Annotated in this window: 17 protein-coding genes; 9 read left to right on the forward strand and 8 right to left on the reverse strand. The window is 63.2% G+C overall.

Annotated elements, in window-relative coordinates:
* Positions 1–171: 171 nt before the first annotated feature.
* Positions 172–477 carry a membrane protein insertion efficiency factor YidD gene (yidD, locus tag C8N35_RS09740; protein ID WP_107989657.1) on the reverse strand — a complete coding sequence of 102 codons (306 nt, stop codon included), beginning with the start codon at positions 475–477 and terminating at the stop codon, positions 172–174.
* 365 nt (positions 478–842) lie between these two features.
* Between yidD and C8N35_RS09745 the strand changes: the two genes are divergently transcribed.
* Positions 843–1,259, forward strand: coding sequence for a universal stress protein (locus tag C8N35_RS09745; protein WP_107989481.1), 417 nt, complete (start codon positions 843–845; stop codon positions 1,257–1,259).
* Positions 1,260–1,321: 62 nt separating this feature from the next.
* The gene (locus C8N35_RS09750; protein ID WP_107989482.1) at positions 1,322–2,971 is read left to right on the forward strand and encodes a BCCT family transporter; all 1,650 of its coding nucleotides are present in this window, start codon (positions 1,322–1,324) and stop codon (positions 2,969–2,971) included.
* Positions 2,972–3,010: 39 nt separating this feature from the next.
* Here the strand turns inward: C8N35_RS09750 and C8N35_RS09755 are convergent, their stop codons facing one another.
* On the reverse strand, positions 3,011–3,472 hold the full coding sequence (locus tag C8N35_RS09755) for an iron-sulfur cluster assembly scaffold protein (protein ID WP_107989483.1): 462 nt from the start codon (positions 3,470–3,472) through the stop codon (positions 3,011–3,013).
* Positions 3,473–3,663: 191 nt separating this feature from the next.
* Here C8N35_RS09755 and folE point away from each other — a divergent pair, with 191 nt between their 5' ends.
* Both folE and hisI read left to right on the forward strand, forming a co-directional pair.
* Entirely contained in the window at positions 3,664–4,299 is a 636-nt protein-coding gene (gene folE / locus C8N35_RS09760) for a GTP cyclohydrolase I FolE (RefSeq protein ID WP_107989484.1), read from the forward strand.
* A 52-nt stretch (positions 4,300–4,351) separates the two neighbouring features.
* The gene (gene hisI, locus C8N35_RS09765; RefSeq protein ID WP_107989485.1) at positions 4,352–4,810 is read left to right on the forward strand and encodes a phosphoribosyl-AMP cyclohydrolase; all 459 of its coding nucleotides are present in this window, start codon (positions 4,352–4,354) and stop codon (positions 4,808–4,810) included.
* 149 nt (positions 4,811–4,959) lie between these two features.
* Here the strand turns inward: hisI and C8N35_RS09770 are convergent, their stop codons facing one another.
* Together C8N35_RS09770 and C8N35_RS09775 are read right to left on the reverse strand one after the other, a co-directional pair.
* Positions 4,960–5,391 (reverse strand): CBS domain-containing protein, encoded by a 432-nt coding sequence (locus tag C8N35_RS09770; RefSeq protein WP_107989486.1) that lies wholly within the window; start codon positions 5,389–5,391, stop codon positions 4,960–4,962.
* A 271-nt stretch (positions 5,392–5,662) separates the two neighbouring features.
* The gene (locus tag C8N35_RS09775) at positions 5,663–6,532 is read right to left on the reverse strand and encodes a rhomboid family intramembrane serine protease (protein WP_107989487.1); all 870 of its coding nucleotides are present in this window, start codon (positions 6,530–6,532) and stop codon (positions 5,663–5,665) included.
* Positions 6,533–6,875: 343 nt separating this feature from the next.
* Between C8N35_RS09775 and C8N35_RS09780 the strand changes: the two genes are divergently transcribed.
* Positions 6,876–7,523 (forward strand): PAS domain-containing protein, encoded by a 648-nt coding sequence (locus C8N35_RS09780; RefSeq protein WP_107989488.1) that lies wholly within the window; start codon positions 6,876–6,878, stop codon positions 7,521–7,523.
* A 306-nt stretch (positions 7,524–7,829) separates the two neighbouring features.
* On the forward strand, positions 7,830–8,426 hold the full coding sequence (locus C8N35_RS09785) for a PilZ domain-containing protein (RefSeq protein ID WP_107989658.1): 597 nt from the start codon (positions 7,830–7,832) through the stop codon (positions 8,424–8,426).
* A 267-nt stretch (positions 8,427–8,693) separates the two neighbouring features.
* Here C8N35_RS09785 and C8N35_RS24360 read toward each other — a convergent pair whose 3' ends face one another.
* Positions 8,694–10,385, reverse strand: a complete 1,692-nt coding sequence (locus C8N35_RS24360; protein WP_107989489.1) for a methyl-accepting chemotaxis protein — start codon at positions 10,383–10,385, stop codon at positions 8,694–8,696.
* Between the two features lie 423 nt (positions 10,386–10,808).
* Here C8N35_RS24360 and C8N35_RS09795 point away from each other — a divergent pair, with 423 nt between their 5' ends.
* Positions 10,809–11,426, forward strand: coding sequence for a transglutaminase-like cysteine peptidase (locus tag C8N35_RS09795; protein WP_170122062.1), 618 nt, complete (start codon positions 10,809–10,811; stop codon positions 11,424–11,426).
* Positions 11,427–11,744: 318 nt separating this feature from the next.
* Here the strand turns inward: C8N35_RS09795 and C8N35_RS09800 are convergent, their stop codons facing one another.
* On the reverse strand, positions 11,745–12,065 hold the full coding sequence (locus C8N35_RS09800; RefSeq protein WP_107989490.1) for a DUF6949 family protein: 321 nt from the start codon (positions 12,063–12,065) through the stop codon (positions 11,745–11,747).
* Between the two features lie 130 nt (positions 12,066–12,195).
* On the opposite strand from C8N35_RS09800, the gene C8N35_RS09805 reads away from it, so the two are divergent.
* Positions 12,196–13,029 (forward strand): hypothetical protein, encoded by an 834-nt coding sequence (locus tag C8N35_RS09805; protein ID WP_107989491.1) that lies wholly within the window; start codon positions 12,196–12,198, stop codon positions 13,027–13,029.
* A gap of 175 nt (positions 13,030–13,204) precedes the next feature.
* Here C8N35_RS09805 and C8N35_RS09810 read toward each other — a convergent pair whose 3' ends face one another.
* Positions 13,205–13,414 carry a DUF3126 family protein gene (locus C8N35_RS09810; protein WP_107989492.1) on the reverse strand — a complete coding sequence of 70 codons (210 nt, stop codon included), beginning with the start codon at positions 13,412–13,414 and terminating at the stop codon, positions 13,205–13,207.
* A 90-nt stretch (positions 13,415–13,504) separates the two neighbouring features.
* Entirely contained in the window at positions 13,505–14,344 is an 840-nt protein-coding gene (gene cysE / locus C8N35_RS09815) for a serine O-acetyltransferase (RefSeq protein WP_107989493.1), read from the reverse strand.
* A gap of 383 nt (positions 14,345–14,727) precedes the next feature.
* On the opposite strand from cysE, the gene C8N35_RS09820 reads away from it, so the two are divergent.
* Positions 14,728–15,567 (forward strand): enoyl-CoA hydratase, encoded by an 840-nt coding sequence (locus tag C8N35_RS09820; protein WP_107989494.1) that lies wholly within the window; start codon positions 14,728–14,730, stop codon positions 15,565–15,567.
* The last annotated feature ends 246 nt before the right edge of the window (positions 15,568–15,813 follow it).

Genomic DNA, 15,813 nt, shown 5'->3' on the forward strand with positions numbered 1-15,813 from the left:
AATACCAGCGGGTGCACGCCGAGACGTACGGAGGACCGGCACCCGGCGCAGCAAATCGATCTGCGAACGGCGTGCCGCCTATGATCGCCCCAATATACCGCACTTTGCGCAAGCGTAGAGAATAAAGCGGATCCGCAAGGCCGCTTATGCACCGATGCCGGCGCAGCAGCCTCACGGCAGGTCGATACGCGTCTTCGGATCGATGTGCCGGCCCGTCCAGCGGCCGTAGCGCCAGGGCATGTACCAGTGCGCGTTGTCGGGCACGTCTTCAGGCACGGGATCGTAACCGCTCGCCCCGAAGGGATTGCAGCGCAAAATGCGCGCCAGCCCCATCCAGCCGCCCGACCACAGGCCGAACCGGACGATCGCCTCCTCCGTATAGGACGAACATGTCGGCTGATACCGGCAGGACCGCCCGAAAAGAGCGGAGAACGTGTAGCGGTACAACCGGATCAACAGGATCGCGATGGTCTTCATGAACCCTCCCGCAGGAACCTGCGGCCCATCGATCACGCCTCTCGTGCCCGGTCAAGTGCTGACATGACGCGTCGTCGCACTACCCGAGAAGCACAGGCACGAATTGTGGCGAATACATGTCAAAAACAAGCCAGAACTTCACATTTCAACATCTTCATTACGCAAAGTTATATCAATAAAATTTTGAACATCGCAATATACATAATTTTATATTTGCGATTCACAGCACGCACTCGCCACGTTGAAAAATATATCAAAACCGACTATAAATATTTTTTCGTATCCGTTTGGAACTCTGTTCGCATTCAATGCGTTTTATCGAGCCGGGAGAGGCGTCTACATGTCCGAAACCGGAGGGGGATTGTATGTATAGCAAGATCATGGTTCCGGTTGACCTGGCCCATGCAGATAAACTGGAGAAGGCATTGCGCGTCGCCGCGGATCTGTCGCGCCATTACGAGGCTCCGATCCTGTACGTCGGCATCTCTTCCTCATTGCCGGGCCCCGTCGCCCGGACACCGGAAGACTTTGCGAAAAAGCTCAAGGCTTTCGCGCAGGCGCAGGCCGGCGAGCGCGGGATCGAGGCCGAGGCGCGCACTTACACGAGCCACGACCCGGCCCGCGATCTCGACACCACGCTCGCACGTGCGATCAAGGAAAACGGCGTCGACCTTGTGGTCATGGCCACCCATGCGCCGGGGGCGCCGGAATATCTGTTCGCCTCAAACGCCGGCTACCTCGCGCAACACGCGCCCGTATCGGTGTTCGTGATCCGCGACTGACCTCCCTGACCGCCTGCATCTGAACCGGCCCGAATCGCCGGCAAGAATTGAGAGAGACGCCCATGAGCGACGACCAGTCAGCCCTGATTCCCGACGGGGAAGCCGACGTCATCGATACCGAATACGAGATCGGCCAGGACAACATCCAACCTCAGATCGGGCCCTTCGGCCTCGATATCCACAACCCCGTCTTCCTGATTTCGGGGCTCGCCATCGTCGCCTTCGTGTTGGTGACGCTCGCCTTCCAGAACAGTCTCGGCCCGGCCTTCAGCGACCTCAGGAACTGGCTGACGGGCACGCTGGACTGGTTCTTCCTCTCGGCCGCCAACGTCTTCGTCGTCTTGTGCCTGGTGCTCGTCGTCTCACCTCTGGGCAAGGTGCGCCTTGGCGGCACGGAGGCGGAACCCGAATATTCCTATTCGGGCTGGTTCGCGATGCTGTTCGCAGCCGGCATGGGCATCGGGCTGATGTTCTACGGCGTGTCCGAACCCATCACCCATTACGGCACATCGGTGGCCGCGAACGCCGGATCGCCGGAAAGCTGGGCGCCGCTGGGCGGTGCGCCGGGCAATATCGCCGAGGCCGGGAAACTCGGCATGGCCGCGACGATCTTCCACTGGGGCCTGCACCCCTGGGCAATCTATGCCATCGTCGCGCTGGCGCTGGCGCTGTTTGCCTACAACAAGGGCCTGCCGCTGACCATGCGCTCGGTCTTCTATCCGATTTTCGGCGAGCGCGTGTGGGGCTGGACCGGTCACGTCATCGACATTCTGGCGGTTCTCGCCACCCTGTTCGGCCTGGCCACATCGCTTGGCTTCGGCGCCTCGCAGGCCGCCGCCGGTCTCCACTTCCTGTTCGGCCTGCCCGACAACACCACCATGCAGGTGGTGCTGATTATCATCATCACCGGCATGGCGCTGACCTCAGTGGTCGCGGGGCTTGATGCGGGCGTGAAGCGGCTTTCGGAAATCAACATGGTGCTGGCGGCCCTGCTGCTGCTGTTCGTGCTCTTCACCGGCCCGACCATGGCGCTCCTGCGCGGCTTCTTCGACAACCTGATCGCCTATGCGGAATACCTGCCGGCGCTGTCGAACCCGATCGGACGTGCGGACGACAATTTCCGTCAGGGCTGGACGGCCTTCTACTGGGCCTGGTGGATCTCCTGGTCGCCCTTCGTCGGCATGTTCATCGCCCGGGTTTCGCGCGGGCGCACGGTGCGCGAGTTCATCACATGCGTGTTGCTGATCCCCTCGCTGGTCTCCGTCTTCTGGATGACGGTGTTCGGCGGAACGGCGATCCACGAGGTCGTCAACCAGGGGTATCAGGCGGTCACCGACGCCGACTTGCCGCTGAAGCTCTTCGTGATGCTGGAACAGCTGCCGCTGCACCAGATCTCGTCCTTCATCGGCATCATTCTGGTGATCGTGTTCTTCGTGACCTCGTCCGACTCCGGCTCGCTGGTGATCGACACCATCACGGCAGGCGGCAAGGTGGAAGCCCCGACGCCGCAGCGCGTCTTCTGGGCGAGCTTTGAGGGACTGGTCGCCATCGCGCTGCTGCTCGGCGGCGGACTGACCGCCCTTCAGGCCATGGCGGTCTCCACAGGCTTCCCGTTCACCATCGTACTGCTGCTCGCCTGCTATTCCATCGTTCAGGGTCTGCGAAGCGAACGGCAGGTGGTCAAGGAAGCGGAAGCGCAAGCGGCCGAGTAGGATCGCCGCGCATCGAAAGGCAGGCGGGCGGAGGACGCGTTACGCGTCCGATCCCGCCGCCGCACCGGCGCCGGCCTTCGCCAGCGCCTGATCGACGGCATCGACCGTGGCCTCGAAGGTCAGCATGGTGGAGGCGTGGCGGGCCTTGTAGTCGCGCACCGGCTCCAGCACCGCGCATTCGGCGAACCGGCCTTCCGGCGGCGCGCCGTTTTCCTTCAGCATCGCGCGCATGGCATCGCGAACCTCGTGCAACTCCTGCGCCGTCGCGCCGATCACATGGCTCGCCATGATGGAGGAGGACGCCTGGCCCAACGCACAGGCCTTCACGTCATGGGCGAAGTCGGTAACGACCCCGTTCTCCACCTTCACGTCCACGACCACCGTCGAGCCGCACAGCTTGGAATGGGCCTTGGCGCTGCCGTCGGCATCGTCCAGCCGGCCAAGCCGCGGGATGTTGCCCGCCAGTTCCAGGATCCGGCTGTTATAGATATCGTCAATCATGCTCGCCTCGAAAACGGCCCCCGCCTTCACTTGCGGGCGCGACAGTCTATATAGGGAAACCGAGCGGGCCTGTCGCACGTCGCTTCGACGCAAGGCCCGCCGCTTCGCCTTGTCCGCTCCATCTTCTATATATGGATGCGGCCGGTCCCGGCCAGCGCCGGATGTGACAAACCCAGATGGAGAGGTCCGAAATGGACGCCGTCGTGAAAGCCGCCAACAACAAGGACAAGGACATGGCCGCACAGCGACCGGATATGGACGCGCGTCCAACCCGCGCGCAGGCCGAGGACGCCGTACGCACCCTTCTGGCCTATATCGGCGAGGACGTGACCCGCGAGGGTCTGATCGAGACACCGCAGCGCGTGATCCGTGCCTATGACGAATTCTTCAAGGGCTACGACGAGGCAGCGACCGATTATCTCGGCACGATCTTCGATGAGGTCAACGGCTACGACGACATCGTGCTGCTGCGCGACATTCCCTTCTATTCCCACTGCGAGCACCACATGGTGCCCTTCATCGGTCACGCCCACATCGCCTACTACCCCAAGGGCGGAGTGGTCGGCCTGTCGAAGCTCGCCCGGGTGATCGACGTTTACGCCCGTCGGCTGCAGACACAGGAAAACCTGAGCGCGGAGATCGCCACCGCGATCGAGACAGCGCTCCAGCCCCGCGGTCTGGCCGTGATGATCGAGGCCGAACATCAGTGCATGTCGCTGCGCGGCGTTCAGAAGGCCGGCGTCACCACCGTGACCACCCGTTTCACCGGCGTTTTCCGCGACAACCCGGCGGAACAGGCGCGCTTCATGACGCTGCTGCGCCGCTAGAAAACAGCGCCCGGACCGCCCCGCCCCTCCCCCTTTGGACAGAAACGACCGCATGACCGAAACGCCCTTCGCCCCGCAGACGGACAAGACCGAAACTGAAAAAGGCACCACCCTGCGCCCGAAATTCGGCGCGGACGGGCTGATGCCCGCCATCGTCACCGACGCGGACAGTGGCGAGGTGCTGATGCTCGGCTACATGAACGAGGGCGCGCTGGCGCGCACCATAGAGGAAGGCGAGGCCTGGTACTGGAGCCGTTCGCGCCAGGAATACTGGAAAAAGGGAGCCACCTCGGGCCAGATCCAGCAGGTTGTGGAAATGCGCACCGACTGTGACCAGGACGCGATCCTGCTGAAGGTCAGGGTGGCCGGCAACGGCGCCACCTGCCACGTCGGCTACCGCTCGTGCTTCTACCGCGCGGTGGAACTGGGAAGTCCGGCCTCGGCCGAAACGAAACTCTCGATCACGCAAGACCGCGTTTACGACCCCAAGGAGGTCTATGGCAAGGATTGAGCGGCGCGCGGCAGCGCCGCTTTTCTTTTCTTTTCGTCGCCTACGACTGTCATCCCCGCCCTTGCCGGGATGACAGCGCCGGGATGACAGCCGTTCACGCGGCGAAGGACGCCAATGACGGGCGTTCGTGCGGCGGTTGGACCGCCGCCTTACGCCATGGCGATGTAGGAGCGCATCTCCTCCGCCTCGCGCTCGACCTGCTCGATCCGCCATTTCACGACGTCGCCAATGGAGATCACGCCGATGATCCGGCCCGACCGTGTCACCGGCAGGTGACGGAACCGGCCCTTGGTCATGCGGGCCATGGCCTGGTTGATGGTGTCGTCCTCGATGCAGGTCTCCACCTTGGTGGTCATGACATCGCTGGCCGCACGCTTCAGCGCCGCGTCGCCCTCGCGACCAACAGCTCGCACCACGTCGCGTTCCGACAGGATCCCGGCGATGTCGTCATTCTTGTCCAGCACCATCGCCGCACCGATGCGGTGCTCCAGCAGCAGCTTGCAGACATCCTCGAGTGTCGCATCCGGCCGTATCGAAACGACCGTGTTGCCCTTCTCGTTCAAGATTGCACCGACAGTCATAGCTTCCTCCACTCCTGCTCCGTTGCAGATCAACTCGCAGGAACGGCCGACGACCCGAGGACGCGGACTTTTTGAAAACGCCCACACCCGTTCCTGCCGGTGCGGCCACCTCGGCGCCCGCCGCGGCAGACCGGGCGAAGCCGCTCCCGTATGCTTCACCCACCGGCGGGGCAGTGCTTCAATCCGCCGTTACGTAAGGATTGTCGCAAAAAAGGGCGCCTTCGTGAACAGGGTTGTCACAGATACGCGACAATTGGGGACCGCCGCCTGTTCAGGTGCGACGCGGAACCGGGTCAAACAGGGAGAAAAGTGCCAGTCCGGCAAGGAAACCACCGATATGCGCCTCCCAGGCGATCGTCGGTGAATTGCCGCCAAACGATAGCGACCCCATGCCGAAGATCAGGTTCACCGCGAACCAGACGCCGAGGAAGGCAAGCACCTGCCGGTTGGAGAGAGACTTGGCGAGCGAAGTCGCGGGCTGGCGATAGGCCGACGGGTGTTGACCACGCATCATGCCCAGCGGACCGCCATGGTCGAAGGCGAAGCGGGCAACCGCCGCCATGTGGCCGGAGATCGCAGCCGAGGCACCGACCACCGGCATCGCCTCGCCGAAATGGGTGGCGAGGTGCGCCGCCGCTCCCGCAACAGCGGTGACAGCGGAAAAGGCGAGAAACCGCCACGCGCCGAAACGACGGGCGAGCGCGGAGCCGAAAACCGCCAGCCACAGCGCGTTGAAGGCGAGATGGGTGAACGACCCATGCAGGAAGGCGTAGGTGAGGAAGGTCCAGACCTGCGCCCCTTCTCCGCCGGGAAGGCTCGCCCCGCCCAGCGCCTGGCTCAACACCTCGGGCGAGGCGTAGCGAAGCGGCAGGAACGAGAACTCCAGCAGGAACCTGAAATCCGTATCCGGCGAGAAAACCAGCACCCGCAGCAGGTGGATGCCGGTCAGCACCGCGATCAGCCCCACGACAACGCCCGGCAGATTGAACAGCGGCTCGTTTCCCCGCGGGCGCCGGTAACCCGGCCCCGTCGGATGCCCCGTCCATTGGCCGTACTCGTTTTCGCCGCCCCCGCCCTGATCGGATTGGGAACCGATATCTGGGCCGGTGTCGGGGTCTCTCGGGTCCTGCGGATCCTGCATGGATGGCGGCTCCAGGCTGTGCGGGCCCCAGGGGAGCCGCGACTATCTGTTTTGAAAGCGCTCTTCCTGCCCACATAGGCGCGCTTGTTCGGCGAAACAATCGCGAAAGCACATCGAGGGTTCCACACTGTCCACAGACTGTCCCCGAAAGTTAACCATAATAACAGGTAAACTCGAGGCTTCTGATGTCCAAAACGGTGCTGGCATGTAACCTGCTCTTAACCATTTCGGACCGCCACCGAGTCCCACGATGAACGCTTACCCGGCTCAGACCGGGACAGCCTAGCGGGACACCGGACGAAAAGTGGCGAAATGAAATGGATACCGGGTGAGGCATCGAGCAATGAAACACGCCACGACGCAGGCGCTTTATGACTACTGGAACCAGCTTCGCGGGTCCAAGCCGGCGCCGGAACGCAGCGCGATAGAGCCGGGCGACATCCGCACGGTTCTCGGCGACACGTTCATTCTGGAAGCCGCGGAAGACGAATCGTATCGCTTCCGGCTCGCGGGAACGCGCATGTGCGCCGCCTATTGCCGCGAACTGAAGGGACGCGACTTCCTGCGCTTGTGGGCAGGCAAGGACCGCGAGGCGATGGACACCATGCTGCAGGCCATCACCAGCGATGCGGCCGCCGCCGTGCTCGGGGTTGAAGGCCGCACCGATCGCGGCCAGACGGTCGACATGGAGATCCTGCTTCTGCCGCTGCGCATGCGCGACCAAGGCTACACCCGCATCCTGGGCAGCTGCACGACGATGACGAAGCCGTACTGGATCGGCATTCATCCCGTCGTCAAGCAGACGATCTCCAGTCTGCGCCTGATCTGGCCGGACGAACAGCCGTTCTTCCTGCGCAAGGTGAACGCCGGCAGCGAGGCCCACTCCATCATCACCGCGCCGTCCCAGCGTCTCGCCTATCGTCGTGTCGGTCATCTGACCGTCTACGAAGGCGGCAAGAGCCAACCCGAAGCCCGCCACACGGCGGAGTGAGGCACAGGCGCGACGGGAAGAACGCCAGGCCCGACCCGGCGCGCAATATTGACAATGGCACAACGCCGTAACCCCGTTACAGCCGACGCCCCGGCGCCGGCCCGCGGGCAAGCGCGCCAAATTGCCAATTATTGACGATATTCAGCCACGATCTAACCGGTTGTTAACGTCGCTGCTTCTAGGCTAGCGAACGCGAACGCCCATACGCGCACACGGAGCGGCGGTCGAACAGGAGAGTTTTCCCAGATGGCGCCCGCTCAAGCCACTCTCGCCCAAGAGGCGGCAGGAACGCAGACCAGCAACCGCATGGCGCAGTTCGTTGCCGGCAAGAAGCCGGACAAGCGTCGGTTCCAGCGCGTGACGGTGAGTTTGCTCGGGCGCTTCATGCTGGAAAACAAGCGCGAATATCCCTGTCAGGTGATCAACATGTCGCCGGGCGGCGCTGCTGTCGTCGCGCCAGTGATCGCTCAGGTGGGCGAGCGGATCATCGCCTATATCGACCATATCGGCCGCATCGAGGGCAAGGTCGTGCGCACGTTCGACGGCGGCTTCGCCATGACCGTCAATGCGACCCCGCGCAAGCGCGACAAGCTCGCCAACCAGCTCACCTGGCTCGCCAACCGCCACGAGCTGAACCTGCCGGAAGATCGCCGGCACGACCGCTTCACGCCGGACAATTCCGTTTCGCGCATCGAGCTTGCCGACGGTCGCGACTACACCTGCCGCGTCATCGACGTGTCGCTTTCGGGCGCCGCACTGGCCACCACAGTCAAGCCGGCCATCGGCACGCCGATCATCCTGGGCAAGATGCGCGCGCGCGTCGTGCGCCACACCGAGGAAGGCATCGCGGTGGAATTCGCCGCCGTTCAGGACATCAACATCGTCAAGGACCAGATTTCCTGAACCGGGTTCTGCCCGAAACATAATCGTCCTGAGACCGGGCTCGCGCGCCGTTTCGCGAACACACCCGACAACCGCGACCCGCTCAGCTCACGCGCCAATTGACCGGGCACCCGGTCGGCCGACAATCCTCCCAACGCCCGCCTGGCCAATTCGACTGGCCAACCCGACTGGCCAACACGTCCGACACCGCGCCTCAACGCGTATCGGCCGGCACCCTTGCGCGATGCCGGCCGATATGCGTCTTGGGGAACGTCGTGTGCGGCCGGGTCAGGCCGCGTCGTTCAGGCGGACCCTTTCCAGAAACTGTGAGACCTCCGAACGCAGCTTGCGGGCATTCTCCTCAAGCTGACGGGCAGAGGTATCGACGGCCTGGGCCGTGTGCCGGGTCATCTCGGCGGCGCTGGACACCGACCCGATATTTTCCGTCACCTCTGTCGTACCGCTCGACGCATCGACCGCGCTGGTGGCGATCTCGGACGTCGCCGCCCCCTGCTCCTCGACGGAAGCGGAGATAGAGGCCGATATCTCGTTCATATTGTCGATGACGCCCGACACAGACGAGATCGCCTCCACCGCCATCGTCGTCTCGCTCTGGATCGCGCTGATCTGGCTGGAGATCTCTTCCGTCGCCCTGGAGGTCTGGCTGGCCAGCTCCTTCACCTCCGCCGCCACGACGGCGAATCCCCTGCCCGCTTCGCCGGCTCTGGCCGCCTCGATGGTGGCGTTGAGCGCCAGCAGGTTCGTCTGCTCTGCGATCGCCTGGATGAGCGTCACGACCTCACCGATACGCGTGGCCGCGTCGTTCAACCCGTCCATGCGCTGGCGCGTGCTACCGGCTTCGCGCGCCGCCTGCGAAGCGATGTCGGAGGAGTTCTGCGCCTGCCGGCGGATTTCGCTGATGGAGGCCGACAGTTCTTCTGCCGCCGCAGCCACGGTGCGCACGTTGCCCGCCGCCTGCTCCGAAGCCGTGGCGACACGTTCGCTCTGCTCGGTCGTACGCTGCGCACCGGCTGTCATTTCGTTGGACGCATCGCGCAGCTGGGAAACCGATGCCTCGATGACCTGCATCATCTCCGTGATCTGGCTGTCGAAGGCCGCCGACAGCCGTTGCATCTCCGCGCCGCGCTGGGCAAGACGTTCGCGTTGCTCGTGCTGCTCGGCTTCCAGTTGCTTGCGCGTCTGCTCGTTGTGCACGAAGACCTGCATGGCCTTGGCCATCTTGCCGATTTCATCGGGGCGCTCGGTCCCGCCGATCCGGATATCGCTGTTGCCTCCCGCCAGCGTATCCATGCTCGACGTCAGCGCCGCGATCGGCCGGGTGATGCTGCGCAGCATCGAGAAGGCGACGCCCAGCGCGATCGCCGCACCGGAAATGGCAATGCCCATGATGAGCGCCGCCTGCCGCCAGAAGGCCGCGGTCAGATCGTCGATATAGACGCCCGTGCCGATCGCCCATTGCCATGGCGCGAAAGGCGACGCCCAGCCGAATTTCGGAACCGGGTTTTCTTCGCCCGCCCTGGGCCAGAGGTAGCTGAGCAGACCGCCGCCATTCCTGGCGAGCCCGATCAGGTCCGCGACAACCTTCACGCCATTCTTGTCGACGAGCCCCAGCATGTTCTTGCCGATGAGCTTGGGTGAAGCGTGAATGATGGTGTTGCCATCGTAGTCGAACGCGAAGACGTAATTGTCTCCGTCATAACGCATGCTGGAAATGGCGCGCTTGGCCCGTTCCTGCGCCTCCTCAACCGTCATCTCGCCTTTTTGCGCGAGCCTGTTGTACTCCGCCGCAATGCCGACGGCCGTATTGGTGATGTTCTGAATGCTCCGGTTGCGTTCATTCAGCATCTCCTCGTAGAGCGTGCTGATGCTGAGCGTGGCGATACCGATAGAGAAGGCGAAAATCAGCAAGACCGGGATGATGATTTTCCATGCGAGTGGCAGGCGCGCGATCCGGGGCATGTCGATGGCTCCAATTCCAGATAAATTAAAGAAACACATCAAGATAAATAAAGTGTAGTATTAAGTTACCGCGTATTATACGTAATATAATTCAATGTCATTTCTATCAATTCAGAATTTAAACTACGTATTTCTACACCATCTCCACCGTCAACAGCACCTGACCGGCGTTTCTGCCAGAAACGCCCTTTTTTCCCGCGCCCACACTTGCGTTCCCCGCACGGGTTGGCGTCCGCTTCCGCCCGCCGCACAAATGCCTTTCGCTGTCCTCCGGTCGTTAAAATTTGAATCAATATCGAATAAAATTCGAATACAAGTCACATTTTATTCTCATAAAACTCTCATCTACTTCTAGCTTCAAGCTTAGCGTGACATAAAAACAAGACTGTTAGTGTCAAACCAATCAAACGGGGATGGTTTGACATGAAGTATGGGGAATATATATTTGCGGCCGTTATTGTGGCTGCGTTGAGTGTCGGTTTGACATTGAATGGCAAGGCCGCCGAGGGGGCCGCGCTTTTCATGCCGATCACCGGCGCGACGTCCGCGCCGCTGGGACACATCGAATTCTGCAGACATTGGCGCAACGAATGTGGGGTGACGGCCAAACGGCCTCAGCTCATGCCGCTCAGCCGTGCGCGCTGGGACGAGTTGCTGAAAGTCAACGCCGAGGTCAACCGCAGGATCAAGCCGGTATCCGACGAAGAGCTCTATCACCAGGCCGAGGTCTGGACCTATCCCAAGAACGCCGGTGACTGCGAGGATTACGCGCTTCTGAAGCGGCGGATCCTGATCGGTCTCGGCTGGTCGCCCTCGTCGCTTCTGATCACGGTGGCGCGCGGAACAGACGGTGACGGACATGCGGTGCTGACTGTGCGCACCGATCGCGGAGATCTGGTCCTGGACAACCAGATCGAGGCGGTTCTGCCCTGGTACAACACGCCCTATCGCTACATCAAGCGTCAGTCGGAGACCAATGCGGGGCGGTGGACATCCATCAATGACGATCGCGTCGGCGCGGTCGCGAGTATCCCTCGCTAGAGCACATTCGTGTCGCCCCGGCGCCTGCGGAGCGACGACACGGGCTTTGATTGACGCAAACAAGACGGCGATGCGGTGCCTGGGACGGGCCGCCGGACGCCGGGTACATACGAAACCGGAAGATCACGGAACCGCATAACCAGGTCGCTTCCCCCGTCCCGTCCCCAGACCGGTTATGCGTAGGCCGGCCCGCCTCCCCCAAGGCGGGCCGGCCCCCCTGCGGGAGACCATGCGCTCCCGCCCACTGTTCATCGAGATCCGTTATTGCCCGCCAGCACATTTCAAACGCACGGCCGGCTTGCGCGCCCCCGGCTGAGGTCAGGTCAGCGCGACAAAGATCAGGTTGAGAATCAGTATCCCGGAAAAAAGGCTCCACATGCCTGCGATGGTGGAACTCGCCACCAGCCAGCCAATCGGTCGCCGCTCGATCCGGCGCCCGCGAATCGCCTGGCGCATGATGATGAACGGGCCAGCCAGGATGCACATGACCATGCCCCAGACGAAGGCCAGGCTCGACCGCGCCCCGAAATCGAAATTGGGCGGACGATCGGTCACGAGCTGAAAGAAACTTCCGATCAGGCCGGCCAGCACGAAACCGATACAGACCGCATAGGTCGCGATGAGCGCTTGCGTGAGCACGGCGTTTACCTCTTGTTAACGCTGAACAGCCAAAGTCGACTCGGACAAACTCGACGTTTACGACTCGTTAAGCAAGAGCCATGCCTGCCCAAAAGGCAAAAAACAGGCGAAAAACAGTGGCCAACGCGGCATGAACAGATTGCTCGCGCGTCTCGAAACGGGACTGACGCACCGGATCGGGACGCAATCCATTGCGCCGGTCGGCGGCAGTCGCACGCCTTTGGTCATCCCCGACGAGATTCCCGTCAGCCGCTGGAAGTTGCCCGCACTGACGGTTTTGCTGGCCCTCGCCGGCGCGGCGATGATCGCGGACAGGGTCGCCACCCTGTCGCACGTTCCACCAACGCCCCCGCGCTGGACGGCCGAAACCCGCCCCGTTCACCTTTCCCTCGCCGGCCACCGGCTGCGCGTGCCGGCCAATATGGTCGCCGATGCCGATCAACGTGCCGGCGGCGAACAGGAGCGGCTCGACCTCACCCTGCGCTGGCCGACCCTGTCGGGATACGATGAAAGCTCCGCCGCGCTCTTCTACGAGGGCGACAAGTCGCTGATCCGGATCTGGCTGGAAGAGGGCAGTTCGACGGTGACAAATGCTGGAAATGCGGCGCTTGCCGGAGAAAGCGAGGGGAACGGCGATGCCTTGCGCGCCGAGATCTATCCCGTCGCCGGAGGACTTTTCGCCCGCGCTTTCACCACATCCAGCGCGTTCGCGAGCGAGGAGATCGTCTACGAGGCGACGGCGCTACGCACCGGGTCGCAGACACCCTTTGCCGCGCGCTGCCAGAAATGGAACGTGGCCGAGGCCACCTGCCTGCGCCGGGTGCCCCTCGTTCCCGGCCTGACGCTGACCTACCGTTTCCCGCGCGCCCGGCTGGCGGACTGGGGACGCCTCGATCGCTCCGTCATGCAATTGGCAAAGGGCTTCCTGGTGGCCGGCGACCGCGCGCGCGGCGCGAGCCGCTAGAGCGCTTTCCGGTCAAACGGACCCGTCTGATCGACAAGAAACCGCTCCAGACGCGTCGCGGAGCACCGGAAACAGGCAAAGCCCATCCTGCGGCGGACGCGAGGCAACCTGACGGCCCGGACAGCCCCGGTACCGCCACGCCACAGGGCACGCGGGGAACCCCCGCGAGCGGGCTTCATTCCAGATCGATCTCCAGGATCGCCATCTGGAAATTATAGCTTAGATCCTCGTCCTCATCGTCGCGATAGAGCACGCCGATGAATTCCTCGCCGATATAGACCTCGGCCGAGTCATCCTTTCGCGGCCGTGCTCGCACCTGCAGCGCCGGCACGTTGAACGTCTTCTTCAGATAGGCTTCGAGCTTGCGAATCTCGTCTGGCTTCAAGGTGCCTCTCCTTAAGGGTCTTGCGGCGCCAACATCGCGCCGGCGCGCCTACCCCGGGTCTACATCATGACACAGGCCCCTTGCCAACCCTCAGGACTCGTCTTTTTCAGGCTTTTCACCGAAGAGCTGGTCCATGGAGCGCGCAGGCTCCGCGCAACCAGACGTTCCGACAATGCGCGCCGGCACGCCGGCAACCGTGGTATTGGGCGGGACAGGCGCCAGAACCACCGAGCCGGCAGCGATGCGCGAGCAGTGCCCCAACTCGAAATTGCCGAGGATTTCCGCCCCCGCGCCGATCAACACGCCACGACGCACCTTGGGATGACGATCGCCGTCTGTCTTGCCGGTACCGCCCAGCGTCACGCCCTGCAGGATGGAGACATCATCCTCGATCACCGCGGTGGAGCCGACGACGACACCGGTCGCGTGGTCGATGAAGATGCCGCGCCCCACCGGCACCTGCGGATGGATGTCGACCTGGAACACTTCCGAGGTGCGCGACTGCAGGTAGAGGGCGAAGTCTTGCCGCCCCTGCCGCCACAGCCAGTTGGCCAGACGGTGCGCCTGCAGCGCGTGAAACCCCTTGAAATAGAGCACAGGCTCGATAACACGATCGCAGGCGGGATCGCGGTCGACGACCGCCATGATATCGACCCGGAAGATCTCCCCCAGCACCGGTTCGTCTCCGAGCGCCTGACGATAGGTCTGCCGGATCAGCGCGCCCGACAGCGCCGGGTGGTCGAGCCTGTCGGCCAGACGGTGGACGACGGCATCCTCGAGCGTGGCGTGGTTGAGCACGTTTTCCAGCAGGAAGCCGGAAAGCTCCGGCTCGCGCTCGACGATATCCTGCGCTTCTGCCCGCATGCGGTCCCAGACCGGGTCGTGGCTCGCAAGCTCAGGCGTGGCGGCAAAACGGGTGGACTGGCTCATGCCCTGTTCCTCATACCCAGTCTGGTTGACCAGATGCGGCTTGTCCGACACCTGCTCGTGCGATCGCGAAATTCGGCACCATTACATCCGGCCGCGCTGTCAGGCGGCTTGGCGGCCGATACCATGGCCCGCGAAACGATCCCTTCGCGCCCTCCCCGGCGGGAACGGATCATTTCCCTAACATAGGGCCGGTATCGCGAAAACCAGCCTGCCGGCGAAATAGGAAAATCGTTACCACCCCCTCATGGTGAGATTGTGCTCTGCCACCTGCGCCGTAAATCGTCCGAAGGTACGGGGCGGCACGGTGCTGTTTTGCCTTTTCCCCTGCGTCGCTGCCGCCTTATGAAGACAAGGCGACACGTTGAAGAGTATATGGCGGCGATATGAAGACTTCCCAAACCACGTTTTCCGGTTCCCGGACCGAACCGGACCAGGCCACAGCGGGCCGCATCGCCATCATGGTGGAGCCGCCCATCGGCTGGCTGATCATCGACAACGAACCCCGGCGCAACGCGGTCAATCTCGCCATGTGGCGCGCGCTGCCGCAATCCGTGGCCGATCTTGCCGCCGACGAGCGGGTGCGCGTCATCGTCCTGCGCGGGGCCGGAGAGGCGACCTTCGTCGCCGGCGCCGACATTTCGGAGTTCGCTGAAGTGCGCAAGGACGCGGCGAGCGCCCGCGCTTACGAGGACACCAACTCGGCCGCCTTCGATGCGCTGCGCGCCTGCCCCAAGCCCACCATCGCGATGATCCGCGGCTTCTGCATGGGCGGCGGCATCGGCCTGTCGGTCGCCTGCGACCTGCGCTTTGCGAGCGCCGATGCGCGCTTCGCGATCCCCGCCGCCCGGCTTGGCGTCGGCTATCCCGCAAGCGCCGTGCGCGACGTCGTCAAGCTGATCGGCCCGGCCCGCGCCAAGGACCTGTTCTTCTCCGCGCGCCGCATCGAGGCAGGCGAAGCGATGTCCCTCGGCCTGATCGAGCGATTGAGCGAGCCGGATGATCTGGAGGCGGTGACGCGCGCCTATGTGCGAACGCTCGCCGCCAACGCCCCCCTCTCCCAGCACGCCGCCAAGGCCGCTATCGACGGGGTGACAGGCGATCCTTCACACGCAGACTGGTCGGCCATCGAAGCGCTCACCGACGCCTGTTTCGACAGCGCCGATTTCGCCGAAGGCCGGAGCGCCTTTCTGGAGCGCCGCGACCCGGTGTTCACCGGACGCTAACCACTTCGGCATAGAATTTAGTGGCTGATTATCCGGCGGACATGAACCTGATTCAGAGCTTCAATCGCTTGAATCAGTCTGCGAAGTTCTGACCCTGAAGAAATCGCATCAGCAAATCCGCATAAGCGATTCCCAAGACTCAGGTTTCTCCGACAAGTGCGATCCGCGCTCGTCGCGCAACCGCCGCGAGCGGCCGGAAAGCATGGTAAACTGGACGTTAAGTTCGTGAGCCAACCGATTCCGCGG

The organism is Breoghania corrubedonensis, from assembly GCF_003053845.1.
GTDB classification, from domain to species: domain Bacteria; phylum Pseudomonadota; class Alphaproteobacteria; order Rhizobiales; family Stappiaceae; genus Breoghania; species Breoghania corrubedonensis.

Excerpts from the sequence above, each read along its gene's own strand:
- C8N35_RS09745 (WP_107989481.1), top strand. The coding sequence starts at position 843 with ATGTATAGCAAGATCATGGTTCCGGTTGACCTGGCCCATGCAGATAAA.
- C8N35_RS09770 (WP_107989486.1), bottom strand. The coding sequence starts at position 5,391 with ATGACTGTCGGTGCAATCTTGAACGAGAAGGGCAACACGGTCGTTTCG.
- C8N35_RS09785 (WP_107989658.1), top strand. The coding sequence starts at position 7,830 with ATGGCGCAGTTCGTTGCCGGCAAGAAGCCGGACAAGCGTCGGTTCCAG.
- C8N35_RS09750 (WP_107989482.1), top strand. The coding sequence starts at position 1,322 with ATGAGCGACGACCAGTCAGCCCTGATTCCCGACGGGGAAGCCGACGTC.
- C8N35_RS09775 (WP_107989487.1), bottom strand. The coding sequence starts at position 6,532 with ATGCAGGATCCGCAGGACCCGAGAGACCCCGACACCGGCCCAGATATC.
- C8N35_RS24360 (WP_107989489.1), bottom strand. The coding sequence starts at position 10,385 with ATGCCCCGGATCGCGCGCCTGCCACTCGCATGGAAAATCATCATCCCG.
- cysE (WP_107989493.1), bottom strand. The coding sequence starts at position 14,344 with ATGAGCCAGTCCACCCGTTTTGCCGCCACGCCTGAGCTTGCGAGCCAC.
- C8N35_RS09805 (WP_107989491.1), top strand. The coding sequence starts at position 12,196 with ATGAACAGATTGCTCGCGCGTCTCGAAACGGGACTGACGCACCGGATC.
- C8N35_RS09820 (WP_107989494.1), top strand. The coding sequence starts at position 14,728 with ATGAAGACTTCCCAAACCACGTTTTCCGGTTCCCGGACCGAACCGGAC.
- yidD (WP_107989657.1), bottom strand. The coding sequence starts at position 477 with ATGAAGACCATCGCGATCCTGTTGATCCGGTTGTACCGCTACACGTTC.
- C8N35_RS09780 (WP_107989488.1), top strand. The coding sequence starts at position 6,876 with ATGAAACACGCCACGACGCAGGCGCTTTATGACTACTGGAACCAGCTT.
- C8N35_RS09795 (WP_170122062.1), top strand. The coding sequence starts at position 10,809 with ATGAAGTATGGGGAATATATATTTGCGGCCGTTATTGTGGCTGCGTTG.
- folE (WP_107989484.1), top strand. The coding sequence starts at position 3,664 with ATGGACGCCGTCGTGAAAGCCGCCAACAACAAGGACAAGGACATGGCC.
- C8N35_RS09755 (WP_107989483.1), bottom strand. The coding sequence starts at position 3,472 with ATGATTGACGATATCTATAACAGCCGGATCCTGGAACTGGCGGGCAAC.
- hisI (WP_107989485.1), top strand. The coding sequence starts at position 4,352 with ATGACCGAAACGCCCTTCGCCCCGCAGACGGACAAGACCGAAACTGAA.